This window comes from Pantoea sp. Ep11b, from assembly GCF_040783975.1.
GTDB lineage: Bacteria > Pseudomonadota > Gammaproteobacteria > Enterobacterales > Enterobacteriaceae > Pantoea.
Genome location: NZ_CP160631.1, coordinates 994700 through 1020524 on the forward strand (window position 1 = coordinate 994700; position 25825 = coordinate 1020524).

General features: G+C 56.8%; 23 protein-coding genes, 1 pseudogene and 1 other annotated feature. Of the genes and pseudogenes, 18 read left to right on the forward strand and 6 right to left on the reverse strand.

What is annotated here, in order from left to right; all coding sequences use genetic code 11:
• Positions 1 to 29 precede the first annotated feature (29 nt).
• Complete coding sequence (gene trpR / locus AB1748_RS04595; RefSeq protein WP_111141374.1) at positions 30 to 350, forward strand: trp operon repressor; 321 nt, start codon at positions 30 to 32, stop codon at positions 348 to 350.
• Here the strand turns inward: trpR and yjjX are convergent, their stop codons facing one another.
• The gene (gene yjjX / locus AB1748_RS04600; protein ID WP_111141373.1) at positions 351 to 869 is read right to left on the reverse strand and encodes an inosine/xanthosine triphosphatase; all 519 of its coding nucleotides are present in this window, start codon (positions 867 to 869) and stop codon (positions 351 to 353) included.
• A gap of 203 nt (positions 870 to 1072) precedes the next feature.
• Between yjjX and gpmB the strand changes: the two genes are divergently transcribed.
• Positions 1073 to 1720, forward strand: a complete 648-nt coding sequence (gene gpmB / locus AB1748_RS04605; RefSeq protein WP_367396062.1) for a 2,3-diphosphoglycerate-dependent phosphoglycerate mutase GpmB — start codon at positions 1073 to 1075, stop codon at positions 1718 to 1720.
• Positions 1721 to 1758: 38 nt separating this feature from the next.
• Here the strand turns inward: gpmB and robA are convergent, their stop codons facing one another.
• The gene (gene robA, locus AB1748_RS04610) at positions 1759 to 2640 is read right to left on the reverse strand and encodes an MDR efflux pump AcrAB transcriptional activator RobA (RefSeq protein WP_111141371.1); all 882 of its coding nucleotides are present in this window, start codon (positions 2638 to 2640) and stop codon (positions 1759 to 1761) included.
• 194 nt (positions 2641 to 2834) lie between these two features.
• On the opposite strand from robA, the gene creA reads away from it, so the two are divergent.
• Entirely contained in the window at positions 2835 to 3308 is a 474-nt protein-coding gene (gene creA, locus AB1748_RS04615) for a protein CreA (RefSeq protein ID WP_111141370.1), read from the forward strand.
• A 71-nt stretch (positions 3309 to 3379) separates the two neighbouring features.
• On the opposite strand, the gene arcA is transcribed toward creA, so the two are convergent.
• Entirely contained in the window at positions 3380 to 4096 is a 717-nt protein-coding gene (gene arcA, locus AB1748_RS04620) for a two-component system response regulator ArcA (protein WP_111141369.1), read from the reverse strand.
• 609 nt (positions 4097 to 4705) lie between these two features.
• Here arcA and AB1748_RS04625 point away from each other — a divergent pair.
• From AB1748_RS04625 to thrC, 5 genes are all read left to right on the forward strand, one after another.
• Entirely contained in the window at positions 4706 to 5410 is a 705-nt protein-coding gene (locus AB1748_RS04625) for a tRNA/rRNA methyltransferase (protein WP_111141368.1), read from the forward strand.
• 187 nt (positions 5411 to 5597) lie between these two features.
• On the forward strand, positions 5598 to 5666 hold the full coding sequence (gene thrL / locus AB1748_RS04630; RefSeq protein WP_090964490.1) for a thr operon leader peptide: 69 nt from the start codon (positions 5598 to 5600) through the stop codon (positions 5664 to 5666).
• Positions 5605 to 5723 (forward strand) — a sequence feature (Thr leader region). Its footprint overlaps the gene before it by 62 nt.
• 26 nt (positions 5724 to 5749) lie before the next feature.
• Positions 5750 to 8212, forward strand: coding sequence for a bifunctional aspartate kinase/homoserine dehydrogenase I (gene thrA / locus AB1748_RS04635; RefSeq protein WP_367396063.1), 2463 nt, complete (start codon positions 5750 to 5752; stop codon positions 8210 to 8212).
• A gap of 2 nt (positions 8213 to 8214) precedes the next feature.
• Positions 8215 to 9144 (forward strand): homoserine kinase, encoded by a 930-nt coding sequence (gene thrB, locus AB1748_RS04640; protein WP_367396064.1) that lies wholly within the window; start codon positions 8215 to 8217, stop codon positions 9142 to 9144.
• A 3-nt stretch (positions 9145 to 9147) separates the two neighbouring features.
• On the forward strand, positions 9148 to 10431 hold the full coding sequence (gene thrC, locus AB1748_RS04645) for a threonine synthase (protein WP_111141365.1): 1284 nt from the start codon (positions 9148 to 9150) through the stop codon (positions 10429 to 10431).
• A gap of 47 nt (positions 10432 to 10478) precedes the next feature.
• Here the strand turns inward: thrC and yaaA are convergent.
• A pseudogene (yaaA, locus tag AB1748_RS04650) lies at positions 10479 to 11251 on the reverse strand (peroxide stress protein YaaA).
• 209 nt (positions 11252 to 11460) lie between these two features.
• On the opposite strand from yaaA, the gene tal reads away from it, so the two are divergent.
• The 3 genes from tal to AB1748_RS04665 all read left to right on the forward strand — a co-directional run bounded on the left by tal (position 11461) and on the right by AB1748_RS04665 (position 14544).
• Complete coding sequence (gene tal, locus AB1748_RS04655) at positions 11461 to 12414, forward strand: transaldolase (protein WP_111141363.1); 954 nt, start codon at positions 11461 to 11463, stop codon at positions 12412 to 12414.
• A gap of 125 nt (positions 12415 to 12539) precedes the next feature.
• On the forward strand, positions 12540 to 13127 hold the full coding sequence (gene mog / locus AB1748_RS04660) for a molybdopterin adenylyltransferase (protein ID WP_111141362.1): 588 nt from the start codon (positions 12540 to 12542) through the stop codon (positions 13125 to 13127).
• A 106-nt stretch (positions 13128 to 13233) separates the two neighbouring features.
• Positions 13234 to 14544, forward strand: coding sequence for an MFS transporter (locus AB1748_RS04665; protein WP_367396065.1), 1311 nt, complete (start codon positions 13234 to 13236; stop codon positions 14542 to 14544).
• Positions 14545 to 14572: 28 nt separating this feature from the next.
• Here the strand turns inward: AB1748_RS04665 and satP are convergent, their stop codons facing one another.
• Entirely contained in the window at positions 14573 to 15148 is a 576-nt protein-coding gene (gene satP, locus AB1748_RS04670; protein WP_367396066.1) for an acetate uptake transporter, read from the reverse strand.
• 304 nt (positions 15149 to 15452) lie between these two features.
• Between satP and dnaK the strand changes: the two genes are divergently transcribed.
• From dnaK to nhaR, 4 genes are all read left to right on the forward strand, one after another.
• The gene (dnaK, locus tag AB1748_RS04675; protein ID WP_111142259.1) at positions 15453 to 17363 is read left to right on the forward strand and encodes a molecular chaperone DnaK; all 1911 of its coding nucleotides are present in this window, start codon (positions 15453 to 15455) and stop codon (positions 17361 to 17363) included.
• Between the two features lie 104 nt (positions 17364 to 17467).
• Complete coding sequence (dnaJ, locus tag AB1748_RS04680; RefSeq protein WP_293774716.1) at positions 17468 to 18613, forward strand: molecular chaperone DnaJ; 1146 nt, start codon at positions 17468 to 17470, stop codon at positions 18611 to 18613.
• A gap of 203 nt (positions 18614 to 18816) precedes the next feature.
• The gene (nhaA, locus tag AB1748_RS04685) at positions 18817 to 19995 is read left to right on the forward strand and encodes a Na+/H+ antiporter NhaA (RefSeq protein ID WP_111139365.1); all 1179 of its coding nucleotides are present in this window, start codon (positions 18817 to 18819) and stop codon (positions 19993 to 19995) included.
• Positions 19996 to 20025: 30 nt separating this feature from the next.
• Positions 20026 to 20934, forward strand: a complete 909-nt coding sequence (gene nhaR / locus AB1748_RS04690; RefSeq protein ID WP_293774720.1) for a transcriptional activator NhaR — start codon at positions 20026 to 20028, stop codon at positions 20932 to 20934.
• 38 nt (positions 20935 to 20972) lie between these two features.
• Here nhaR and rpsT read toward each other — a convergent pair whose 3' ends face one another.
• Positions 20973 to 21236 carry a 30S ribosomal protein S20 gene (gene rpsT, locus AB1748_RS04695; protein WP_006117633.1) on the reverse strand — a complete coding sequence of 88 codons (264 nt, stop codon included), beginning with the start codon at positions 21234 to 21236 and terminating at the stop codon, positions 20973 to 20975.
• A 306-nt stretch (positions 21237 to 21542) separates the two neighbouring features.
• Between rpsT and ribF the strand changes: the two genes are divergently transcribed.
• Genes ribF through lspA form a run of 3 tightly spaced genes read left to right on the forward strand, consistent with a single transcriptional unit; the run spans position 21543 to position 25824 of the window.
• Positions 21543 to 22472: a bifunctional riboflavin kinase/FAD synthetase gene (gene ribF / locus AB1748_RS04700; RefSeq protein ID WP_111139367.1), complete on the forward strand. Its 930-nt coding sequence runs from the start codon at positions 21543 to 21545 to the stop codon at positions 22470 to 22472.
• 29 nt (positions 22473 to 22501) lie between these two features.
• Positions 22502 to 25318, forward strand: coding sequence for an isoleucine--tRNA ligase (gene ileS, locus AB1748_RS04705; RefSeq protein WP_367396067.1), 2817 nt, complete (start codon positions 22502 to 22504; stop codon positions 25316 to 25318).
• Positions 25318 to 25824, forward strand: coding sequence for a signal peptidase II (gene lspA / locus AB1748_RS04710; protein ID WP_111139369.1), 507 nt, complete (start codon positions 25318 to 25320; stop codon positions 25822 to 25824). Before ileS ends, lspA begins: the two co-directional genes overlap by 1 nt.
• The last annotated feature ends 1 nt before the right edge of the window (position 25825 follow it).

Genomic DNA, 25825 nt, shown 5'->3' on the forward strand with positions numbered 1-25825 from the left:
TACTCTTTAGCGAGTACGGAAGCCTCTCCATGACCCATTCTGATTCCCCCTCTGCCGATGCGCATCCGACAGACGATAGCTGGCAGCGCGTTGTCCTGCTGATGCAGCAGGCCTTTGCGGATGGCCATGCGTTGCCTCTGCTGCAACTGATGATGACGCCCGACGAGCGCGAAGCGTTCGGCACCCGTCTGCGGATCATTGAAGAGTTAATGAACGGCGAAATGAGCCAGCGCGAGCTGAAAAATGAGCTTGGCGTCGGCATCGCGACCATTACCCGGGGATCAAACAGCCTGAAAGAGGCGCCGCCGGAGCTGAAACGCTGGCTGGAAGCGCGCCTGGGCCGCGCCTGATTACTGCTGATAGAGCGGATGGACGAACGGGCAGAGCGCCAGGATCAGCGCCTGATGATAGACGCTGGAGCGGCTGAGCAGGCCGTGCGTAAACGCGCCAATCGCGCCGCCCTTCTGTTTGATATTCTCAATACCGGTCAGGCGCGCCATCTCTTCGCCCAGCTCGCGGCCTTCACGCAGACCCGCCAGCACGGCCGGTGGCAGGGTAAAACTGGCTGAACGCGATTCGCCACGCTGCTTCTGATTTTCCACCACCATCCAGGCAAACGCACAATCCTCTTCAATCCCTGCCTCAATCGCGACCCAGAACGCCGCCTCCGGGCGAACCTGGCGGGCATTCATTACGCGCTGGCGTGCGCCGGTTCGCGTTTCGAGATGGGTTAACGGCTGTGCGGCAACGCCACTATCGACCTCGACCCCTTCGATATGGCAGGATCCTTCGCCGAAAACGTCGCTGAATGCCTGCGCAATCGCGTGAATCTTCGCTGGGTTGGTTGTGGCTGCGACAACATGGTACATAATTGATTGAACCCTCAGGTGATTAAGCGCCTGGCCCTCAGGCCATTTTATCTGTCAGTCTGAGCCGGAGCAGTGCCCACACGCCGCACGTACCCGCTGTACGTCGGGTGATTACGCACTGTCTGCGCCCGGACTGCCTGCAACAATGACGCCTGTCGGAACAGGCTCTAAAGCGATTTTGTCGCAGTATAACGGAAACTAACATGCTACAGGTCTATCTTGTTCGTCACGGTGAAACGGTATGGAATGCGGAACGCCGCATTCAGGGCCAGTCTGACAGTCCATTGACGGAAAAAGGTGAGCAGCAAGCCCGACAGGTGGGTGAGCGCGTAAAACAGCTGGGGATCACCCATGTGATCGCCAGCGATCTGGGACGGACGCGCCGCACCGCGGAGATTATTGCGGATGCCTGTGGCTGCACCGTGACGCTGGATGCGCGGCTGCGCGAGCTGAATATGGGGGTGCTGGAGAAACGTCCGCTGGATGGTCTGACCGCCGAAGAGGAGCAGTGGCGCGCCACGCTGGTCAACGGCACGGAAAGCGGCCGCATTCCGCAGGGCGAGTCGATGACGGAGATGGCGACGCGTATGCACGCCGCACTCAATGCCTGCCTCGACCTGCCTGCCGGCAGCCGTCCGCTGCTGGTCAGCCACGGTATGGCGCTGGGGTCACTGGTCAGTACGATTCTGGGGCTGCCCGCCTATGCGGAGCGTCGTCTGCGCCTGCGTAACTGCTCACTGTCGCGGGTGGATTACCAGCAGAGCGCCTGGCTGGCGGAGGGCTGGATTGTCGAGACGGCGGGAGATGTGTCTCATCTGGATGCGCCTGCGCTCGACGAACTGCAACGCTGATTCTGCAGGCTGCCGTCATGATAACGGCAGCCCGGCACTTAGCTGTCGGCCGCCTGACGGCGGATAGGGATCAGATAGTCGCAGCGGATCTCCGTCGGCGGCTCGGCGCGCTTTTTACCGCCGTGGGTATAAAAGCGTTCGATATCCTGTCCCTGACGGCGGGTCAGTCCCAGCGTTGGCATGCAGGTGCCGTAGAGTAACAGGATAAACTCCTGCAGGCTGGCGCGGGGGCCGCTGTAGCTGAACTGCACATAATCTCCGGCTTCCAGAATGACGTTATGGCCGGAGAAGAGGCTGGCCGCGCTGTCCGCTGGCACCGCTGTAGTGTAGAGGATCTCCTGCTCGTCATCTTTCTCCTGGCTGGCGCGCACCTGATGCAGGCCATACAGCACCGGCGGCACGGTGTCGGTTTCCAGCAGGAACTGCTTCCAGAAGTGAATACGCATCTCGTCGCGGTAGCTGGAAATCTGCTCCAGCGTACAGGTGTAGTTCTGGGTCTGTCCCACCAGCACCGTTTCCGGCAGCGTAACGAACGTGGACTCCGGCTGCGGCTCATTATCCAGGCGGATAGGGGGGCGAATACCGAATGAGTTCCAGTCAGACGCGCGACGATACCAGGCGGGCGTCTGAGCAAACTGCTTTTTGAAGGCGCGAGTAAAAGTCTGTTGTGAATCAAAACGATACTGAAGCGCGATATCCAGAATCGGCCGGCTGGTCAGGCGCAGCGCCACAGCGGCTTTTGACAGGCGACGGGCGCGGATATAGGCACCGATGGCGTGTCCGGTCACGTCTTTGAACATCCTTTGCAGGTGCCACTTAGAGTAACCCGCTTTCTGGGCAACGTTGTCCAGCGAAAGGGGTTGATCCAGATGGCTCTCCAGCCAGACAAGCAAATCGCGAATGATACCGGCTTGGTCCATAAAACATCCTCATACTCTGGTGGGGCAGCTAAACGCATTCGAAAAATATTAGCACTCATTGCTCAAAAGACGGGGGCCGTTTTCCGGGGAAGGTTGTGCTAAAACATGACGGGTTAAAACCCGTTTTGGTTTGGTCATTATATCGATTAACAGTACATTACATTTTCATCTATTCCATTTGCAATGGTAACTCCATGACAATATCGCGTCTTATAATTGCTGCGTTCACTACGCTGACTTTCTCCAGCCCGCTGTTCGCCGAGCAGATCGGCTCGGTCGATACCGTGTTCAAGATTTTTGGTCCTGACCATAAGATTGTTGTCGAAGCTTTCGATGATCCGGACGTGAAAAATGTAACCTGTTATATCAGCCGGGCAAAAACCGGCGGGATCAAAGGCGGGCTGGGGCTGGCAGAAGATACGTCTGATGCCGCGATTTCCTGCCAGCAGATTGGGCCGGTTGAGCTGAGCGAGAAAATTGCACAGGGCAAAGCGCAGGGTGAAGTGGTCTTCCGCCAGCGCACCTCGCTGATCTTCAAAAAGCTGCAGGTCGTGCGCTTTTTCGACCAGAAGCGTAATGCGCTGGTCTATCTGACCTACTCCGATAAGGTGGTCGATGGCTCACCGAAAAATGCGCTCAGCGCCGTGCCGATTATGCCGTGGCACTGATATAACAATCCTCGCCGGAATAAAAAAACGCCCGCAGGGGCGTTTTTTTACTGGTCTGCTCTGACAGGCGATTACTCCTGCAGGTCGCCGCAGAAGCGATAACCTTCACCATGAATGGTGGCGATGATCTCTGGCGTGTCCGGCGTGGATTCGAAATGCTTACGGATACGACGGATCGTGACATCGACGGTGCGGTCGTGCGGCTTGAGATCGCGGCCGGTCATTTTTTTCAGCAAATCGGCACGGGTCTGGATCTTGCCCGGGTTTTCGCAGAAGTGCAGCATGGCGCGGAACTCGCTGCGCGGCAGTTTGTAGTGCTCGCCGTTCGGGTTGATCAGTGAGCGGCTGTTGATATCCAGCTCCCAGCCGTTGAATTTATAACTCTCGACCTGACGGCGCTCTTCACCCGGCATCGCCAGGTTCATAGTGCGCGACAGCAGGTTGCGGGCACGAATCGTCAGCTCACGCGGATTGAACGGTTTGGTGATGTAGTCGTCAGCGCCAATTTCCAGACCAAGAATTTTATCGACTTCGTTGTCACGGCCGGTCAGGAACATCAGTGCGACATTGGCCTGCTCGCGCAGTTCACGGGCCAGCAACAGGCCATTTTTACCCGGCAGGTTGATGTCCATGATCACCAGGTTAACGTCATTGTCAGTCAGCACCTGATGCATTTCAGCACCGTCCGTCGCCTCATACACCACATAACCTTCCGCCTCAAAAATACTCTTGAGGGTATTACGCGTGACCAGTTCGTCTTCAACGATAAGAATGTGCGGGGTCTGCATGTTTAGCTACCTAAAATTTGCCAACAAATTGAAAACAGGGCGTACAGCGGTATGGCGTTCTCCATCATCGAGAGCGGCGGGCCGCGCGGAACCGTTGTACGAAATCATCTTTTGATAAGCCATCTATCAACGTCAACAACAGTATTAGCTCAGCCAGTCAGGATGAAAATTGCATGCCCCAGGCGTTAATGATAATGGCGCATATCCTAACTGTATTAACAGCAACCTAACAGCACCAACTACAACCGATAAGCATAAAAAAAACGCTTCGTTGACTTATATCAAATGCAATTGTAGCACGTTAACACTTTTGTGAAAAACTTCTCGCATATTGCCTGTTTAGCTCACAAAAAGCATCATTTTCATTACATTTTCCAGGCATGCGAGCCAAAATGAATCCCGAGCATCATCACATTCTATCCTGTTGAAGTTAAATGAATTAATAATCCTTTCTTTAATAATGGCCACTTCGGTGATAAAACGTTCCCGGTCACGATTTTTAATGGGTTTTAACATCCTTAACACTCTATTTTCTTATTACCTCCTGACGACTGAATCATTAACAGCCATGTTAATATGGCGTTATGTAAATGGACCAATGGAATAAATATGCTTTTTCCTCTGATTCTCGTCTCGCCTGCGCGGCCAGAAAATATCGGCGCTGCGGCGCGTGCCATGAAAACGATGGGCTTCACCCAGCTGCGTATCGTGGCCAGTGACGCCTGGCAGGATCCCGCTGCACGCCGGGTCGCCCACGGGGCAGGTGAGATCCTCGATAATGTGCAGACCTTTGCTACCCTTGCTGACGCCCTGGCGGATATCGATTTTTCGGTCGCCACCACGGCGCGCAGCCGGGCAAAGTTTCGCTACTACGCCACGCCGGAACAGGTCGAAGCGCAGTTGCAGGAAAAACGTCAGTGGGTTAACAGTATGGCGCTGGTGTTTGGCCGCGAGGATAGCGGGCTGACCAATGAGGAGCTGGAGCAGGTCGATCTGCTGACCGGCATCCCGATGGCGAATGACTATCCGTCACTCAATCTCGGGCAGGCGGTGATGGTCTACTGCTATCAGCTGTCGAAGCTCAATCAGGTTGAGGCGCCGGTCGCGGCGGCCGCCGACGGGCAGCAGTTGCAGGCGCTGCGTCAGCGTTTCCATCAGCTGCTGGCACACCTTGAGGTGAGCGATGATGAAAAACTGTCAGACTGGATCGATCAGCGGGTCGGACTGCTGGAGCAGCGCGACAGTGCGATGCTGCATCGTCTGCTGCACGATATTGAAAAAAAACTGACAGATAAATCCTCGGCAAAAAGCTGATTTTATAGCACCAGATCGCACCTGAATTCCTCATGGCAAACGATCAAACACCGTTTCCGGCTTTCCCCGGAGGCTGTGCGCAGTGGTGAAGATCTGTCCGGCGGACAAATCGTGTTGACTTAATGTGCGCTTTGCTTTACTTCTGGGAGCCAGACGGACAGAAAAGACAGACAGAAAATAAATCTTAATGCGTAAAATCAGCCTGAACACCACAATTATTACCACCACCATTACCCCAGGTAACGGTGCGGGCTGACGCATACAGGAAAAACAGAAAAAAAGCCCGCACCTGAACAGTGCGGGCTTTTTTTTCGGCTTAAATTCAGGAGAGTGAATATCATGCGAGTGCTGAAATTCGGCGGGACATCGGTAGCGAATGCGGAGCGGTTTCTTCGCGTCGCGGACATTCTGGAAAGTAATGCGCAACAAGGACAGGTTGCAACCGTGCTCTCTGCGCCAGCAAAGATTACTAACCATCTGGTGGCGATGATTGAAAAAACTATCAGTGGTCAGGATGCTTTGCCGAATATCAGCGACGCCGAACGCATTTTCAGCGAGCTGCTGCAGGGACTGGCGGAGGCTCAGCCCGGCTTTGAATACGATCAGCTGAAAACCCGTGTCGATCTGGAGTTTGCCCAGCTGAAGCAGGTGCTGCACGGCATCAGCCTGCTGGGGCAGTGCCCGGACAGCGTGAACGCGGCGATTATCTGTCGCGGCGAAAAGCTCTCGATTGCGATCATGGAAGCCCTGCTGCAGGCGCGCGGCTATGGCGTCAGCGTGATCGACCCGGTGGAAAAACTGCTGGCGGTCGGTCACTACCTTGAGTCCACCGTCGATATTGCCGAATCAACCCGTCGCATTGAGGCGAGCCAGATCCCTCCGCAGAACATGATCCTGATGGCGGGCTTTACGGCCGGTAATGAACGCGGCGAGCTGGTGGTGCTGGGCCGTAACGGCTCTGACTACTCCGCCGCGGTGCTGGCGGCCTGTCTGCGCGCCGACTGCTGTGAAATCTGGACGGACGTGGATGGCGTCTACACCTGCGATCCGCGTCAGGTGCCGGATGCGCGCCTGCTGAAGTCGATGTCCTATCAGGAGGCGATGGAGCTCTCCTATTTCGGCGCGAAAGTCTTACATCCCCGCACCATTGCGCCGATTGCCCAGTTTCAGATCCCCTGCCTGATCAAAAACACCGCCAATCCGCAGGCACCTGGCACCCTCATCGGCGCAGAGGCCGATCAGGATGAGATCCCGGTGAAAGGCATCACTAACCTGAATAATATGGCGATGGTCAATGTCTCCGGCCCGGGCATGAAAGGGATGGTGGGCATGGCGGCCAGAGTCTTTGCGGCGATGTCCCGCACCGGGATCTCCGTGGTGCTGATCACGCAGTCCTCTTCGGAATACAGCATCAGTTTCTGCGTGCCGCAGAGCGAGCTGGCGCGTGCGCGTCAGGTGCTGGAAGAGGAGTTCTATCTGGAGCTGAAAGATGGCCTGCTGGACCCGCTGGATATTATCGAAAACCTGGCGGTGATTTCGGTCGTAGGCGATGGCATGCGCACCCTGCGCGGCATCTCAGCCAAATTCTTCTCGGCGCTGGCGCGCGCCAATATCAACATCGTGGCGATTGCCCAGGGCTCCTCTGAACGCTCTATCTCGGTCGTGGTCAACAATGACGAGGTGATCACCGGCGTTCGCGTGGTGCACCAGATGCTGTTTGCCACCGATCAGGTGATTGAGGTGTTCGTGGTCGGCGTAGGCGGCGTGGGCGGCGCACTGCTGGATCAGCTGCATCGCCAGCAGGCGTGGCTGAAGCAGAAGCATATCGATCTGCGGGTCTGCGGCATCGCCAACTCGCGTGCGCTGTTAACGAACGTCCACGGCATCGATCTGAGTCACTGGCAGGCGGCGCTGGCCGAGGCGAAAGAGCCGTTCAATCTGGGCCGCATGGCGCGTCTGGTGAAAGAGTACCATCTGCTTAATCCGGTGATTGTGGACTGTACCTCCAGCCAGGCAGTTGCCGATCAGTACGCCGATTTTCTCAGTGAAGGCTTCCATGTGGTGACGCCGAATAAAAAGGCCAATACCTCCTCATGGCAGTACTATCAGCAGATGCGCGCCGCCGCCGCCAAATCGCGGCGTAAGTTCCTGTATGACACCAACGTGGGTGCCGGACTACCGGTGATCGAAAACCTGCAGAACCTCATGAACGCGGGTGATGAGCTGCTGCGTTTCTCCGGTATCCTCTCCGGTTCGCTCTCCTTTATCTTCGGCAAGCTGGATGAAGGGGTGTCCCTCTCCCAGGCGACCCGGATGGCGCGTGAGATGGGCTTCACCGAACCCGATCCACGCGACGATCTCGCCGGAACCGATGTGGCGCGCAAGCTGCTGATTCTGGCGCGTGAGGCGGGTCATCAGCTGGAGCTGAGTGACATTGAGATCGAGCCGCTGCTGCCCGCCAGCCTGACCGGGATTCAGGATGTTGAGCAATTTATGCAGCGTCTGCCGGAACTGGATGACGCCTTTGCCAGCCGGGTCGCGCAGGCGCAGGAGGCGGGTAAAGTCCTGCGCTATGTGGGCGTGATCGAAGAGGGCGGTATCTGCAAAGTGAAGATCGAGGCCGTTGACGGCAACGATCCGCTCTATAAAGTGAAAAATGGCGAGAACGCGCTGGCGTTTTACAGCCGCTACTATCAACCGATTCCGCTGGTGCTGCGTGGATACGGTGCAGGAAATGATGTCACAGCGGCCGGTGTCTTTGCCGACCTGCTGCGCACGCTGTCATGGAAGTTGGGAGTTTAATCATGGTAAAAATTTACGCACCGGCCTCGATTGGTAACGTCAGCGTCGGCTTCGATGTGCTGGGCGCGGCCGTTTCGCCGGTAGATGGCTCCCTGCTGGGCGACTGCGTTTCAGTTGAGGCGGCCGATCAGTTTTCACTGACCAACGCCGGCCGTTTCGTCAGTAAACTGCCCGCCGATCCCCGGGAGAATATCGTCTATCAGTGCTGGCAGCGGTTCTGCGAGGCGGTGGGCAAAGAGATCCCGGTGGCGATGACGCTGGAGAAGAATATGCCTATCGGCTCCGGGCTGGGCTCCAGCGCCTGCTCGGTGGTGGCCGGTTTAATGGCGATGAACGAATTCTGCGGCAAGCCGCTCAGCGACGGCGCCCTGCTGACGCTGATGGGCGAGCTGGAAGGGCGGATCTCCGGCAGCGTGCATTATGATAATGTCGCCCCCTGCTTCCTGGGTGGCATTCAGCTGATGCTGGAGGAGAATGACATTATCAGCCAGGCGGTGCCGGGCTTCGATGACTGGCTGTGGGTGATGGCCTATCCGGGCATCAAGGTTTCGACCGCTGAAGCGCGCGCCATTCTACCTGCGCAGTATCGCAAAGAGGATTGCATCAAGCATGGCCGCCTGCTGGCGGGCTTCATTCACGCCTGCCATACGCGTCAGCCTGAGCTGGCCGCTAAACTGATGCAGGATGTGATCGCCGAACCCTATCGCACCCGGCTGCTGCCCGGCTTTGCCGCCGCGCGTCAGGCCGCTAAAGACACAGGCGCGCTGGCGTGCGGGATTTCAGGTTCCGGTCCGACACTTTTCGCCGTTTGCAATCAGATGGAAACGGCACAGCGGATGGCTGACTGGCTGAGCCAGCACTATCTGCAGAACGATGAAGGCTTCGTCCATATCTGCCGTCTTGACACGGCTGGCGCACGACAATTGGGATAACGCATGAAACTCTACAATCTTAAGGATCACAACGAGCAGGTCAGCTTCGCCCAGGCGGTGAAACAGGGGCTGGGCTCACAGCAGGGTCTCTTCTTTCCGCTGGAACTGCCAGAGTTTGAACTGACCGACATCGACGCGATGCTGGAGATGAATTTTGTCGACCGCAGCAGCAAAATCCTCTCGGCGTTTATTGGTGACGAGATCCCGGCCCAGCAGCTGCATGAGCGCGTGAAAGCCGCGTTTGCCTTTCCGGCACCGGTCAAAGCGGTCAGCGAGGATATTGCCTGTCTGGAGCTGTTCCACGGCCCGACGCTGGCGTTTAAAGATTTCGGCGGCCGCTTTATGGCGCAGATGCTGTCATATGTTTCTGGCTCCGATGAGCAGATCACGATCCTGACCGCCACCTCCGGCGACACCGGTGCCGCCGTGGCGCATGCCTTCTACGGCATGAAAAACGTGCGCGTGGTGATCCTCTATCCGCAGGGCAAAATCAGTCCGCTGCAGGAGAAACTCTTCTGCACCCTGGGCGGCAACATTGAAACCATCGCGATCGACGGCGATTTTGATGCCTGCCAGGCGCTGGTGAAACAGGCGTTTGATGATGAAGCACTGAAGAAGGCGATTGGCCTTAACTCGGCAAACTCCATCAACATCAGCCGTCTGCTGGCGCAGATCTGCTACTACTTTGAAGCGGTCGCCCAGCTGCCCCAGGAAAAACGTAATCAGCTGGTGGTCTCTGTGCCAAGCGGTAACTTTGGCGATCTGACTGCCGGTCTGCTGGCTAAATCGCTGGGCCTGCCGATCAAACGTTTTATTGCGGCCACCAACGCCAACGACACGGTGCCGCGCTTCCTGGGCAACGGCGAATGGCAGCCTAATCAGACGGTCGCCACGCTGTCGAATGCGATGGACGTCAGCCAGCCGAACAACTGGCCGCGTGTGGAAGAGCTGTTCCGCCGTAAAACCTGGCGCCTGACCGATCTGGCCTGTGGTGCCGTCTCTGATGAGACCACCCGCGCCGCGATGCGTGAACTGGCTGAGATTGGCTATGTGTCCGAACCGCATGCCGCTATCGCCTGGCGTCTGCTGCGCGATCAGCTGCAGGAAGGGGAGTATGGTCTGTTCCTGGGAACGGCTCATCCGGCGAAGTTCCGCGAGAGCGTGGAGGCGATCCTGGAGCAGACGCTGACGCTGCCGCCGGAGTTAGCGGAGCGCGCCGATCTGCCACTGCTGTCGCATCAGATGAAGGCGGATTTCACCGCGCTGCGGGCGTTCCTGCTGAAGTAAGAGTACCCAGGGCTTCTCCGATGGGGGAAGCCCGGCGCGCGGCGGCGTTACTGCTCCGCGCGCTTAAACACCAGCTCGCTGTCGCTGCTGCTGGCGGCATCAAAACGATACCCCTCCAGATCAAACGCTTTAAGCTGCTCCGGCTTCGTCAGCTGCTGCTGAATCACAAAGCGACTCATTAATCCGCGCGCCTTTTTGGCATAGAAACTGATGACCTTGTAGCTGCCGTTCTTCTCGTCCAGGAACACTGGCTTGATCAGCTGCGCCTGCAGTTTCTTCGGCTTGACTGCCCTGAAATATTCGTCCGAGGCGAGGTTGATCAGCACCTCATCGCCCTGTTCGGCCAGCGCGGCATTCAGCGTTTCGGTGATGAGATCGCCCCAGAAGGTATAGAGATCTTTGCCGGCCGGGTTCGCCAGGCGAATCCCCATCTCCAGACGGTAAGGCTGCATTAAGTCGAGCGGACGCAGTACGCCATAGAGGCCAGACAGCATGCGCAGATGCTGCTGAGCAAAATCGAAATCGCGATCGCTGAAGGTCTCAGCCTGCAGGCCGGTGTAGACATCGCCTTTGAACGCCAGAATCGCCTGCCGGGCGTTCCGGGGGAGAAGTCGGGCTGCCAGCTGTTAAACCGCTCGGCATTCAGGTGCGCCAGTTTGTCGCTGATGCTCATTAACGAGGCGATGCTGGCCGGGGACAGGTCGCGGGCAATCTCAATCAGCTGTTGTGATTTTTCTAACAGCGCAGGCTGGGTGTAGCGCGTCGTCGCCAGCGGGCTTTCATAATCCAGCGTCTTGGCCGGAGAGATCACCATCAACATAGTCGTTTCCTCGATTAATAGCTGGTTTTACAGGGCATTGGCTGCTCATCAGGGCTGGCAGTGTAGCAAAAAAGCTGCAAAGAATGACGAATCACACCTATTTGTCCGCACTATCGCAAACGGCATTCCCTGACCTTGCGCCACCGTTGCTGCGTGATATTATCGCCACAGCCTTTTTTCACACTGACAGTTAACTAAGAGAAAAGAACATGACGGACAAACTTACCTCCCTGCGTCAGCTCACCACCGTCGTCGCCGACACCGGTGATATCGCAGCCATGAAGCTGTACCAGCCTCAGGATGCGACTACCAACCCTTCTCTGATCCTCAACGCCGCACAAATCCCTGAATACCGTAAACTGATCGATGAAGCGATCGGCTGGGCGCGTGAGCAGAGCAGCAACAAAGAAGAGCAGCTGCAGCTGGTTTCTGACAAGCTGGCCGTAAACATTGGTCTGGAAATTCTTAAGCTGGTGCCGGGCCGCATCTCGACAGAAGTCGATGCGCGTCTCTCTTACGACACTGAAGGCAGCATCGCCAAAGCCCGCAGCCTGATCAAACTCTACAACGATGCCGGCATCAGCAATGACCGCATCCTGATCAAACTGGCCTCGACCTGGCAGGGTATCCGCGCGGCGGAGCAGCTGGAAAAAGAGGGCATCAACTGTAACCTGACGCTGCTGTTCTCCTTTGCCCAGGCGCGTGCCTGTGCCGAAGCGGGCGTGTTCCTGATTTCGCCGTTTGTTGGCCGTATCCTCGACTGGTACAAAGCGAACACCGACAAAAAAGAGTATGCCGCGCACGAAGATCCAGGCGTGATTTCCGTTTCTGAAATCTACAACTACTACAAGCAGCATGGCTATGAAACCGTGGTCATGGGTGCAAGCTTCCGTAACGTGGGCGAAATTATCGAGCTGGCAGGCTGCGACCGTCTGACCATCTCTCCTGCGCTGCTGAAAGAGCTGGCAGAAAGCGAAGGTACGCTGGAACGTAAACTGAGCTACAGCGGCGAAGTGAAAGCGCGTCCGGCCCGTATGACCGAGTCTGAGTTCCTGTGGCAGCACAACCAGGATCCGATGGCCGTCGCGAAGCTGGCTGAAGGTATCCGCAACTTTGCCATCGACCAGGGCAAACTTGAGAAGATGCTGGCAGAACTGCTGTAATCTGCTGACCGTGGCGGCACAGGCCGTCACGGGTTTCCCTTTTGCGACCCTTTCACTTTATATTATCCTCTCTGCCAGTCCTCTTTTACTCCACCGCACCGCGGTAAAGCACAGCGAAATACATCATGAATACATTACGCATTGGCCTGATCTCGGTTTCCGATCGCGCCGCCAACGGCATCTACCAGGATCAGGGGATCCCCGCGCTGGAGAGCTGGCTCAGCAGCGCCATCAGCAGCCCGTTTGAGATGGAGTCCCGTCTGGTGCCCGATGAGCAGGTGATGATTGAACAGGCGATTTGTGAACTGGTCGATGAACGCTTCTGCCATCTGGTGCTGACTACCGGCGGCACTGGCCCGGCCCGCCGCGATGTCACCCCTGACGCCACGCTGGCCGTCGCCGATCGCGAGATGCCAGGTTTTGGTGAGCAGATGCGCCAGATCAGCCTGCAGTTTGTGCCGACCGCGATTCTGTCGCGCCAGGTGGGGGTGATCCGCAAACAGTCGCTGATCCTGAATCTGCCAGGCCAGCCAAAATCGATCAAAGAGACGCTGGAAGGGCTGAAGGATGCGCAGGGCAAGGTTCAGGTGCACGGCATTTTCGCCTCTGTACCTTATTGTTTACAGCTTCTGGACGGGCCGTATGTCGAAACGCATCCGGAGGTAGTAGCAGCATTTCGGCCGAAAAGCGCCATCCGTGAGATAAATAACTAAATATTCCCCATTTCAGGCATAAGCTATAGCCCTGCTGGTGTGGCAAAAGATTGACGGTATAGTAATCAGATCGTTACAACCTTATCTCTTTTGCCTCGGGAATATTATGAATCCGACTCCTACTCAGCGTCTGACCGGTAAGGATTACCGGACGCTGGCGCTGGCCGCCCTGGGCGGCGCCCTCGAATTTTACGACTTCATCATTTTTGTCTTCTTCGCCACCGTCATCGGCGAGCTTTTCTTTCCTGCGGATATACCGGAATGGCTGCGTCAGTTACAGACGTTCGCCATTTTTGCCGCTGGCTATCTGGCCCGGCCGCTGGGCGGCATTGTGATGGCGCATTTCGGCGATAAGCTCGGCCGCAAAAAGATGTTCAGCCTGAGCATTCTGCTGATGGCGCTGCCGACCCTGATGATGGGCGCATTACCCACCTGGCAGACGATCGGGATCGCGGCACCGCTGCTGATGCTGCTGATGCGGATGTTGCAGGGGGCGGCGATCGGCGGCGAAGTGCCGGGTGCCTGGGTGTTCGTCGCGGAGCATGTGCCTTATAAGCGTATCGGCATCGCCTGCGGCACGCTGACTGCCGGGCTGACCGTTGGCATTTTACTGGGGTCGCTGGTAGCAACGCTGATCAATACCTCAATGTCACAGCAGGCGATTCATGATGGCGGCTGGCGCATCCCGTTCTTTTTAGGCGGGCTGTTTGGTCTGGTCGCGATGTATCTGCGGCGCTGGCTGCATGAGACGCCGGTGTTTGTGGAGATGCAGCAGCGCAAAGCACTGGCGGAAACCCTCCCGCTGAAAACGGTGCTGGCGGAGCATAAAAAATCTGTGGTCATCTCCATGCTGCTTACCTGGCTGCTCTCCGCCTGCATCGTGGTGGTGATCCTGATGTCACCGGTCTGGCTGCAGAAGCAGCAGGGCATTGCCCCCGCGCTGACCCTGCAGGCCAACAGCATTGCCACCCTGATGCTCTGTGTGGGCTGTATCCTTGCCGGGCTGGCTGCCGACCGCTTTGGTGCCAGCCGCACCCTGTGTGTCGGCAGCCTGCTGCTGGCAATCTGCAGCTGGCAGTTTTATCACCTGACGGCCTTCTATCCGCAGCAGATCTTCCTGCTTTATGGGCTGGCGGGGCTGAGCGTCGGTATCGTCGGCGTTGTGCCGTTCGTGATGGTACGCGCCTTTCCGGCAGAGGTCCGTTTTACCGGGCTCTCATTTTCCTACAACGTCGCCTATGCGATCTTCGGCGGGCTCACACCTGTCTGTGTTTCGCTGCTGATGGGTGTCTCGGTGATGGCGCCGTGCTGGTATGTGATGGCGCTGGCGCTGGTGGGCTTTGTGACCGGGATCTGGCTGCGGCGCGATGTCAGCCACGAACCGGCGAGGGCGCAGGAGATTAAGCCACTGTCATAAGCGACGCGGAGCCAGGCTCCGCGTGCTCTCAGGCTTCAGGTGATTTACTGCCCGTCGGCAGAAGGGTGCGGCCAAACGTTTCATTCAGCACTTCACCCACCGCCAGATAGCAGGCACTGGCCCCACAGATCATGCCAGTCCAGCCGGCGTACACGATCAGCGCAGGCTGGCGCAGCAGATGGCCAGCGGCCAGCAGCAGAAACAGCAGTGCAAGCGAGCCAAAGACAAACTGCAGCATCCGCGCCCCTTTCAGCGTGCCAATAAACATAAACAGGGTGAAGAGACCCCACAGCGCCAGCCAGACCCCCAGAAAGCGTTCGTCTGGTGCTTTCGCCAGACCCATTTCCGGTAGCAGCAGGATCGCCACAAAGCTCAGCCAGAACATGCCATATGAAGTAAAGGCCGTCAGCCCAAAGGTGTTGTTCTTTTTAAACTCCAGCAGGCCAGCCAGCAACTGGGCTATTCCGCCATAAAAAATACCCATCGCTAAAATGGTGACATCCATGTCAAACAAGCCCGCGTTGTGCAGATTCAGCAGAACGGTAGTCATGCCAAATCCCATTAAGCCCAGTGGGGCAGGGTTAGCCAGTGTTGAATTTGCCATAGTTCCCCGGCAGTAAAATGATGATTGATGAAATAAAAAGATCCGCGCCTGCTCTCTTAAGGAGCAAGGCGTCGCATGATATTCAGCGTGGTGAAGGCATTCTTTGATCCCGACAGGAGCAGCGGCGAAAAATTTTTTTTTGATTTAACCCTTGATGCGCTTCGAAGCGGCCCCATTTACTTCTCATCGAGCGTTGTGAACGCTGGAAAAAAAGCATGTGCTGGCAGGTTGAATGCAAACAACCCGCCCACATAAAAGGTTCACAACCCAAACTTGGCAACGAATTTAAGTGGGAGATGTTTAGATGGGTAAGATTATTGGTATTGACCTGGGTACAACCAACTCTTGTGTTGCGATCATGGATGGCACCAAAGCACGCGTGCTGGAAAATGCCGAGGGCGATCGCACCACGCCTTCAATCATTGCTTACACACAGGATGGCGAAATTCTGGTCGGTCAACCGGCTAAACGTCAGGCAGTGACTAACCCGCAGAATACCCTGTTCGCGATTAAGCGTCTGATCGGTCGTCGCTTCCAGGATGAAGAAGTACAGCGTGATATCAAAATCATGCCTTACAAAATCGCCAGCGCCGACAACGGTGACGCCTGGCTGGAAGTGAAAGGTCAGAAAATGGCACCGCCGCAGATCTCTGCTGAAGTGCTGAAAAAAATGAAAAAGACCGCCGAAGATTACCTCGGTGAGCCAGTGACTGAAGCGGTTATTACCGTTCCGGCCTACTTCAACGATGCGCAGCGTCAGGCGACCAAAGATGCCGGCCGTATCGCAGGTCTGGAAGTCAAACGTATCATTAACGAACCAACGGCGGCTGCGCTGGCATACGGTCTGGACAAAGGCCAGGGCAACCGCACCATCGCGGTCTATGACCTGGGTGGCGGTACTTTCGATATCTCCATCATCGAGATCGACGACGTTGACGGCGAAAAAACCTTTGAAGTTCTGGCGACCAACGGTGACACCCACCTGGGTGGTGAAGACTTCGACAGCCGCCTGATCAACTATCTGGTTGCAGAATTTAAGAAAGATCAGGGCATCGATCTGCACAACGATCCTCTGGCGATGCAGCGTCTGAAAGAAGCGGCAGAGAAAGCGAAAATCGAACTCTCTTCTGCGCAGCAGACCGACGTTAACCTGCCTTACATCACGGCAGATGCGACCGGTCCTAAGCACCTGAACATCAAAGTGACCCGCTCTAAACTGGAGTCACTGGTTGAAGATCTGGTTGCACGCTCAATCGCGCCGCTGAAAGTTGCGCTGCAGGATGCGGGCCTGTCTGTTTCAGACATCAACGACGTCATCCTGGTGGGTGGTCAGACCCGTATGCCACTGGTTCAGGCGAAAGTAACCGAGTTCTTCGGCAAAGAGCCACGTAAAGATGTGAACCCGGATGAAGCGGTTGCGGTCGGTGCGGCAGTTCAGGGTGGTGTACTGGGCGGCGACGTGAAAGACGTACTGCTGCTGGACGTTACCCCGCTGTCACTGGGTATCGAAACCATGGGTGGCGTGATGACTTCGCTGATCAGCAAGAACACCACCATCCCGACCAAGCACAGCCAGGTCTTCTCAACAGCAGAAGATAACCAGTCAGCCGTGACCATTCATGTGCTGCAGGGTGAGCGCAAGCGCGCCAATGACAACAAGTCACTGGGCCAGTTCAACCTCGACGGTATCCAGGCTGCGCCACGCGGTATGCCGCAGATCGAAGTGACCTTCGACATCGATGCGGACGGTATCCTGCATGTGTCAGCGAAAGATAAGAACAGCGGTAAAGAGCAGAAGATCACCATCAAAGCCTCTTCAGGTCTGAACGACGAAGAGATCGAAAAAATGGTGCGCGATGCAGAAGCGAATGCTGAAGCTGACCGTAAGTTCGAAGAGCTGGTACAGACGCGCAACCAAGGCGATCAGATTGCCCATAGCACCCGTAAGCAGCTGGAAGAAGCAGGCGACAAACTCTCTGCTGATGATAAAGCGCCAATCGAAGCTGCGCTGGCTGCACTGGAAACTGCGCTGAAAGGCGAAGATAAAGCGGAAATCGACGCCAAAATGCAGGCGCTGATGGAAGTTTCTGGCAAGCTGATGGAAGCAGCACAGCAGTCTCAGGCAGGTGCGGCGGATGCCGGCGATGCGTCAGCGAAGAAAGACGATGACGTTGTCGATGCTGAATTCGAAGAAGTGAAAGACAACAAGAAATAATTGCCCCTGACCGGGCGCGACGGCTGGCCTGACAGCCGTTGAAACCAGCACGGGCGTAGGAGATCTCTCCACGCCCGTGCGATCATGTTAAGGGCTAAATAAACATGGCGAAGAGTGATTACTACGAGATTTTAGGCGTCGCCAAATCCGCGGACGAGCGTGAAATCAAAAAGGCTTACAAACGCCTGGCGATGAAATTTCACCCGGATCGTAATCCCGGTGATAAAGAGGCCGAAGCCAAATTTAAAGAGGTCAAGGAAGCGTATGAAATCCTGACCGATGCGCAGAAGCGCGCAGCCTACGATCAGTATGGTCATGCAGCCTTCGAACAGGGCGGCATGGGTGGCGGTGGATTCGGCGGCGGCGGCTTTGGCGGCGGCGGTGCAGACTTCAGCGATATCTTTGGCGACGTATTCGGTGACATCTTCGGTGGTGGACGCCGTCAGCGCGCATCCCGTGGCGCCGATTTACGCTATAACATGGAGCTGTCGCTGGAAGAAGCGGTACGCGGCGTGACCAAAGAGATCCGCATTCCAACGCTGGAAGAGTGTGACGTCTGCCACGGCAGCGGTGCGAAAGCGGGTACCAAGCCACAAACCTGTTCAACCTGTCACGGTGCAGGCCAGGTGCAAATGCGCCAGGGCTTCTTTACCGTTCAGCAGGCGTGTCCGACCTGTCACGGTCGCGGCTCGGTGATTAAAGATCCGTGCAACGCCTGTCATGGTCATGGCCGCGTTGAGAAGTCGAAAACGCTGTCCGTGAAGATCCCGGCAGGGGTGGACAACGGCGACCGCATTCGTCTGAGTGGTGAAGGCGAAGCGGGCGAGCAGGGTGCACCGGCTGGCGATCTCTACGTCCAGGTTTCCGTGAAAAAACACCCGATCTTCGAACGTGAAGAGAACAACCTCTACTGTGAAGTGCCGATCAACTTTGCGATGGCGGCACTGGGCGGCGAGATCGAAGTGCCGACGCTGGATGGTCGCGTGAAGCTGAAAGTGCCGTCAGAAACCCAGACCGGCAAGCTGTTCCGCATGCGCGGACGTGGCGTGAAGTCGGTCCGTGGTGGTGCGGTCGGCGACCTGTTATGCCGCGTGGTGGTGGAAACACCGGTCAGCCTGAACGAGAAACAGAAAACGCTGCTGCGTGAACTGGAAGAGAGTTTCGGCGGCCCGAGTGGTGAGCATAACAGCCCACGCTCAAAGAGCTTTTTCGACGGCGTGAAGAAATTCTTTGACGATCTGACCCGCTAAGTGGTGACAGAGAAAACGGAGCCTCAGGCTCCGTTTTTTTGCCCCCGGGGCCGCAGCTTCCTCTCCCTGAACCTCGCCTCTTTTCAGACCACTCTTTCCCGACTCAGTTAAACCGAGCTAACAGCGTGGTATAAGCTGCTTTTAACGAACTATATGAGTCGTTACACTCATTATCTTTCTATCGCTGATCAGGAAGATAAACGTTGAATAAGCCTCGCAGACTCAAAAACCTCCTAAAAAGCTTCATTGAGAGTGACGCCAGCAATGGCATGATATTAATTCTGGCGGCCGTGGCAGCCATGATTCTGGCCAATACGGCGTCGACCGCCGAAGGCTATCAGGCGTTTCTCAATGAACCCGTCCAGATCCGCTTTGGCGCGCTCGATATCAGCAAAAATCTGCTGTTGTGGATTAACGATGCGATGATGGCGCTGTTCTTCCTGCTGATTGGCCTGGAAGTCAAACGCGAGCTGATGGTGGGCGAACTGGCAAGTCGCGACAAAGCGATCTTCCCGGTTATCGCCGCCCTCGGCGGTATGGCGCTGCCAGCCCTGATCTTTCTCGGCTTCAACCACGGCGATGAGATTGCCCGCAACGGCTGGGCGATTCCCACGGCGACCGATATCGCTTTTGCGCTGGGCGTGCTGGCCCTGCTGGGCAGCCGTGTTCCTGCGGCGCTGAAAGTGTTCCTGATGGCGCTGGCGATCATCGATGACCTGGGGGCGATTGTGATTATTGCCCTGTTTTACACCAGCGGCCTCTCGGTGCTCTCTCTGGGTGTGGCGGCAGGGGCGATCGTGGTGCTGGCGCTGCTGAACTACTTCAACGTCCGTAAGATCTCTATCTATATCCTGGTCGGGATCGTACTCTGGACCGCCGTACTGAAGTCGGGCGTTCACGCCACGCTGGCGGGCGTTATCGTGGGCTTCTTTGTGCCGCTGGAGAAGAGAGAGGGGCACTCGCCTGCGGAGCATCTGGCGCACGGTCTGATGCCGTGGGTTAACTGGCTGATCCTGCCGCTGTTCGCCTTTGCCAATGCCGGTATTTCACTGGCGGGAATTACAATCGGCGACGTTCTCTCGCCTGAGCCATCGGGCATCATCCTTGGCCTGTTAATCGGTAAGCCACTGGGCATTACGCTGTTCTGCTGGCTGGCCGTCCGGCTCCGTCTGGCGGTACTGCCCGACGGCACGACCCTGCGTGACATCATGGCGATTGGGGTGCTGTGCGGCATCGGCTTTACGATGTCGATATTCATCAGTTCGCTGGCCTTTGACGCGGCCCACGAGCAGCTGGTGACCTTCTCTAAACTCGGGATCCTCACCGGCTCTCTGCTTTCCGCCGTGATCGGATACTGCCTGTTGCGGGTCAAACTGCGTTAATGGAGAGGAGGCGAAAGCCTCCTTTTTTCGATGAATCATATCAACTACAACCATCTCTACTACTTCTGGCACGCCTGCCGTGCAGGCTCGATAGCAGGTGCCGCAGAGGCGCTCTCCCTGACGCCGCAGACCATTACCGGACAGATTAAAACGCTGGAGGATCGCCTGCAGGGCAAGCTGTTCCGGCGTCAGGGCCGGGGGCTGGTGCCGACTGAGCTGGGGCAGCTGGTCTTTCGCTATGCGGATCGCATGTTCATGCTGGGTCAGGAGATGCTGGACATCGTTAACTATCGCAAAGAGTCGCATCTGCTGCTGGATGTGGGCGTGGCGGATGCGCTCTCCAAACAGCTGGTCAGCAAGGTGCTGGAGACGGCGGTGGTTGCCGAGGAGAAAATCCATCTGCGCTGCTTTGAATCGACCCATGAGATGCTGCTGGAGCAGCTCAGTCAGCACAAGCTGGATATGATTATCTCTGACTGCGCCATCGACTCCACCCGCCAGGAGGGGCTGTTTTCGGTCCGGCTGGGCGAGTGCCCCGTCAGCTTCTGGTCAACCGAGCCGCTCTCCGGCCTCACTTTTCCGGCCTGCCTGGAGTCACGTCCGCTGCTGATCCCCGGCCGTCGCTCCATGCTGGGACGCAAGATCCTGAACTGGATCAGCACGCAGGGGCTGCAGGTGGAGATTCTGGGGGAGTTCGATGATGCGGCATTGATGAAGGCGTTTGGTGCGCGGCAGAATGCGCTGTTTGTCGCGCCTTTGCTGGATATCGGTCAGCGGGAGGGGATCCATGAAGCCGGACAGCTCAGTACGGTGTCAGAGGAGTATCACATTATCTTTGCGGAGCGGATGATTCAGCACCCGGCGGTGCAGCGGATCTGCCATGCGGACTTCAGCGGTCTCTTCCCCCGCCAGCATCCGGACGAAAAAAAACCGGCGTAAGCGCCGGTTCTTTCAACAAAGCGATAAACAACGGGCAATTAAGCCAGTTTGTTGATCTGTGCAGTCAGGTTTGCTTTATAACGTGCAGCTTTGTTTTTGTGGATCAGACCTTTAGCAGCCTGACGATCCACGATTGGTTGCATTTCATTGAATGCGTTCTGCGCAGCAGCTTTGTCGCCTGAAGCGATCGCCGCGTATACTTTCTTAACGAAGGTACGCATCATAGAGCGGCGGCTAGCGTTATGCTTACGGCGTTTCTCAGATGTTACGGCGCGTTTCTTAGCTGATTTGATATTAGCCAAGGTCCAACTCCCAAATGTGTTCTATAGAGACAAATCAAAGGCCGAGGACTATGCCCTTCTAACCTGATTTTGTCAATGGATTTGTGCAAATAAGCGTCGCTCTATGAGCAGCACTCGGTTACGTATTTGATGGCGCAAGATTCTACCAGCTTCCCCTTCCTGAATATAGTATTTAGCGACAAAATTCTTAACATGCGCCTCTGTGACAGGAAATGCAGCCCGTAAAGCATGAAAGGCGTGCTGACGGGTTAACCTGAGTCACTTTCAAGGGTATAATCCGCCGATTTCCACCGGTTTGGGCCAGCCATGAAGTTTATCCGCGGTATTCATAATCTTAACGAGCAGCATCGCGGCTGCGTTCTGACCATTGGTAATTTCGATGGCGTTCACCGTGGGCATCAGGCGCTGATTTCCCGGCTGTGTGAAGAGGGGCGCAGGCTGAATCTGCCGGTGGTGGTGATGGTTTTTGAGCCACAGCCGCTGGAGCTGTTCGCCGGTGATAAAGCCCCGGCTCGCCTGACCCGCCTGCGTGACAAACTGCGATACATGGCGGAAGCGGGCGTCGACAGCGTGCTGTGCGTGCGCTTTGACCGTCGCTTTGCGGCGTTGTCTGCCCAGCGCTTTATCAGCGACCTGTTAGTTGAAAAGCTGGACGTTAAGTACCTTGCGGTGGGCGATGACTTCCGCTTTGGTGCGGGCCGTCAGGGCGATTTCCCGCTGCTGCAAAAAGCCGGTGCGGAGTATGGCTTCGACGTCGTCAGCACCGAAACCTTCTGCGACGGCGGCAAGCGTATCAGCAGCACCGCCGTCCGTCAGGCGCTGGCCGCAGACGATCTGGCGCTGGCGCAGTCGCTGCTGGGTCATCCTTTCACGATTTCCGGCCGCGTGGTGCACGGGGATGCGCTGGGACGCACGCTGGGCTTCCCGACGGCGAACCTGCCTCTGCGCCGCAGCGTTTCGCCGGTGAAAGGGGTCTACGCGGTTGAAGTGCGGGGCCTCACGCCCGAGCCGCTGCCAGGGGTCGCCAACATCGGCACCCGCCCGACGGTAAAAGGTTTGCGCCAGCAGCTTGAAGTTCACCTGCTCGACATCAATATGGATCTCTATGGCCGTCACATTGATGTGGTGCTGAAACAGAAAATACGAAACGAGCAGCGCTTTGCCTCACTGGAGGCGTTGAAAGAACAAATTGCAGACGATGTGGTAACGGCCCGACACTATTTCGGGCTGCTTTAACCTGAGCGAAAAACGGAATCGAGAATCTGATGAGTGACTATAAATCTACCCTGAATTTGCCGGAAACGGGATTCCCGATGCGTGGCGATCTGGCCAAACGCGAACCGGGAATGTTGCAACGCTGGTATGCCGACAACCTCTACAGCATTATCCGCGAAGCCAAAAAAGGGAAAAAAACCTTTATCCTGCATGATGGCCCTCCGTATGCGAACGGCAGCATTCATATTGGTCACTCCGTTAACAAGATTCTGAAAGACGTTATCGTTAAGTCGAAAGGCATGGCGGGTTATGACGCGCCCTATGTGCCGGGCTGGGACTGTCACGGTCTGCCTATTGAGCACAAAGTGGAGCAGATGATCGGCAAGCCAGGCGAAAAGGTCACCGCAGCCGAATTCCGCGAAGCGTGCCGCAAATATGCCGCTGAACAGGTGGAAGGCCAGAAAGCGGACTTTATCCGTCTGGGCGTGCTGGGCGACTGGGATCGTCCTTACCTGACCATGGATTTCGGCACCGAAGCCAACATCATTCGCGCACTGGGCAAAATCATCGGCAATGGCCATCTGCACAAAGGCGCGAAGCCGGTGCACTGGTGCCTGGACTGCCGTTCAGCCTTAGCTGAAGCCGAAGTCGAATATTACGACAAAACGTCACCGTCGATTGACGTGATGTTCAACGCGCTGGATACCGAGGCGGTGCGTCAGGCCTTTGGTGTGGCAGAGGTCAGCGGCCCGATTTCGCTGGTGATCTGGACCACCACGCCGTGGACGCTGCCGGCTAACCGCGCGATCTCCCTGCACCCTGAATTTGAGTATCAGCTGATCCAGATCGAGGGCCGTGCCCTGATCCTGGCGAAAGAGCTGGTGGACAGCGTCATGAAGCGCGCCGGTGTCAGCGAATGGCAGGTGCTGGGCGAATGCAAAGGCGCGGCGCTGGAGCTGCAGAAATTCCAGCATCCGTTCCTGGCGATCGCGTCGCTGGTCGTGCTGGGCGAGCACGTCACCCTGGACGCCGGTACCGGTGCGGTGCACACGGCACCAGGCCACGGCCCGGATGACTATGTCATCGGTCAGAAATATGGCATCGAAACCGCCAATCCGGTCGGTCCGGATGGCACCTATCTGCCAGGCACCTTCCCGACGCTGGATGGCGTAAACGTCTTTAAAGCCAACGACATGATCGTTGAGCTGCTGAAAGAGAAGGGCGCGCTGCTGCACGTCGAAAAACTGCTGCACAGCTACCCGCACTGCTGGCGTCATAAAACGCCGATCATCTTCCGGGCGACCCCGCAGTGGTTCATCAGCATGGATCAGAAAGGTCTGCGTGCGCAGTCGCTGAAAGAGATCAAAGGCGTGCAGTGGATCCCGGACTGGGGCCAGGCGCGTATCGAATCGATGGTCGCGAACCGTCCTGACTGGTGCATCTCCCGTCAGCGTACCTGGGGCGTGCCGATGGCGCTGTTCGTCCATAAAGAGAGCGAAGAGCTGCACCCGGACACCCTGGCGCTGATGGAGAAAGTTGCGCAGCGCGTCGAGCAGGATGGGATTCAGGCCTGGTGGGATCTTGATCCGCGCGAGCTGATGGGCGACGACGCCGATCACTACGTAAAAGTGCCGGATACCCTGGATGTCTGGTTTGACTCCGGTTCAACCAGCTACTCAGTAGTTGATGCACGTCCTGAGTTTGACGGCCATTCGCCGGATCTCTATCTGGAAGGCTCCGACCAGCATCGCGGCTGGTTTATGTCCTCGCTGATGATCTCCACGGCGATGAAAGGCAAAGCGCCTTACCGTCAGGTTCTGACACACGGCTTCACCGTCGACGGCCAGGGCCGCAAGATGTCGAAATCGATCGGCAACACGGTGTCGCCGCAGGATGTGATGAACAAGCTGGGGGCCGATATTCTGCGTCTGTGGGTCGCCTCAACCGACTACTCTGGCGAGATGGCGGTGTCAGACGAGATCCTCAAACGCTCTGCCGACGCCTACCGTCGTATCCGCAACACCGCACGTTTCCTGCTGGCGAACCTCAGCGGCTTTAATCCGGCTACCGATCTGGTGAAACCGGAAGAGATGGTGGTGGTGGATCGCTGGGCGGTAGGCCGTGCGCAGGCGGCGCAGGCCGATATCGTTGCCTCCTACGAAAACTATGATTTCCATGAAGTGATCCAGCGTCTGATGCAGTTCTGCTCCATCGAGATGGGCAGCTTCTATCTGGACATCATCAAGGATCGTCAGTACACCGCGAAAGGCGATGGCCTGGCACGTCGCAGCTGCCAGACCGCGCTGTGGCATATCGTTGAGGCGCTGGTTCGCTGGATGGCACCCATCATGTCCTTTACGGCGGATGAAATCTGGGGCTACCTGCCGGGCGAGCGTGCGCAGTATGTCTTCACGGAAGAGTGGTATCAGGGTCTGTTCGGCCTGGCCGCAGACGAAGCACTGAATGACGCCTACTGGGCCGAGCTGCTGAAAGTGCGCGGCGAAGTGAATAAGGTGATCGAACAGGCGCGTGCAGACAAACGTATCGGTGGCGCACTGGAAGCGACCGTCACGCTGTATGCCGATCCGGAGCTGGCCGCTAAGCTGCAGGCGCTGGGCAACGAACTGCGCTTTGTGCTGCTGACCTCGGGCGCACAGGTGGCGGATTACGCGCTGGCCAGCGATGAGGCGCAGCAGAGTGAACTGCTGAAAGGTCTGAAAATCGCCCTGCACAAGGCGGAAGGCGAGAAATGTCAGCGCTGCTGGCATTACACTACTGACGTCGGGCAGAATCCGGAGCACGCTGAGGTGTGTGGTCGTTGTTATACTAACGTAGCCGGTGACGGTGAACAGCGTGAATTTGCCTGATGCGTAAACCTATTTTATCAACCGGATTGCGCTGGCTCTGGCTGGTGCTGGTGGTGATTGTTGTCGATTTCGCCAGTAAGCAGTGGGTGATGAACAACATGATGCTGCATGAAACCCAGCCGCTGATTCCGTTCCTGAATCTGTTCTACGCGCACAACTACGGCGCAGCGTTCAGTTTCCTGGCGGACAAGGGCGGCTGGCAGCGCTGGTTCTTTGCCGGTATTGCGCTGGCCATTGTGGTCTCACTGATGGTGATGATGTACCGCAATCGTGCCAGCCAGAAGATCGCCAACATCGCGTATGCCCTGATCATCGGCGGCGCGATAGGCAATCTGTTTGATCGTTCCTATCATGGCTTTGTGGTCGACTTTATCGATTTTTACGTCGGTAACTGGCACTTCGCTACATTTAATATCGCCGACTGCGGCATCTGTATTGGTGCGGCGCTGGTGGTGCTGGAGGGGTTTTTAAGCCCCAACAGCAAACAGGCTAAACAGAAAGGGTAAG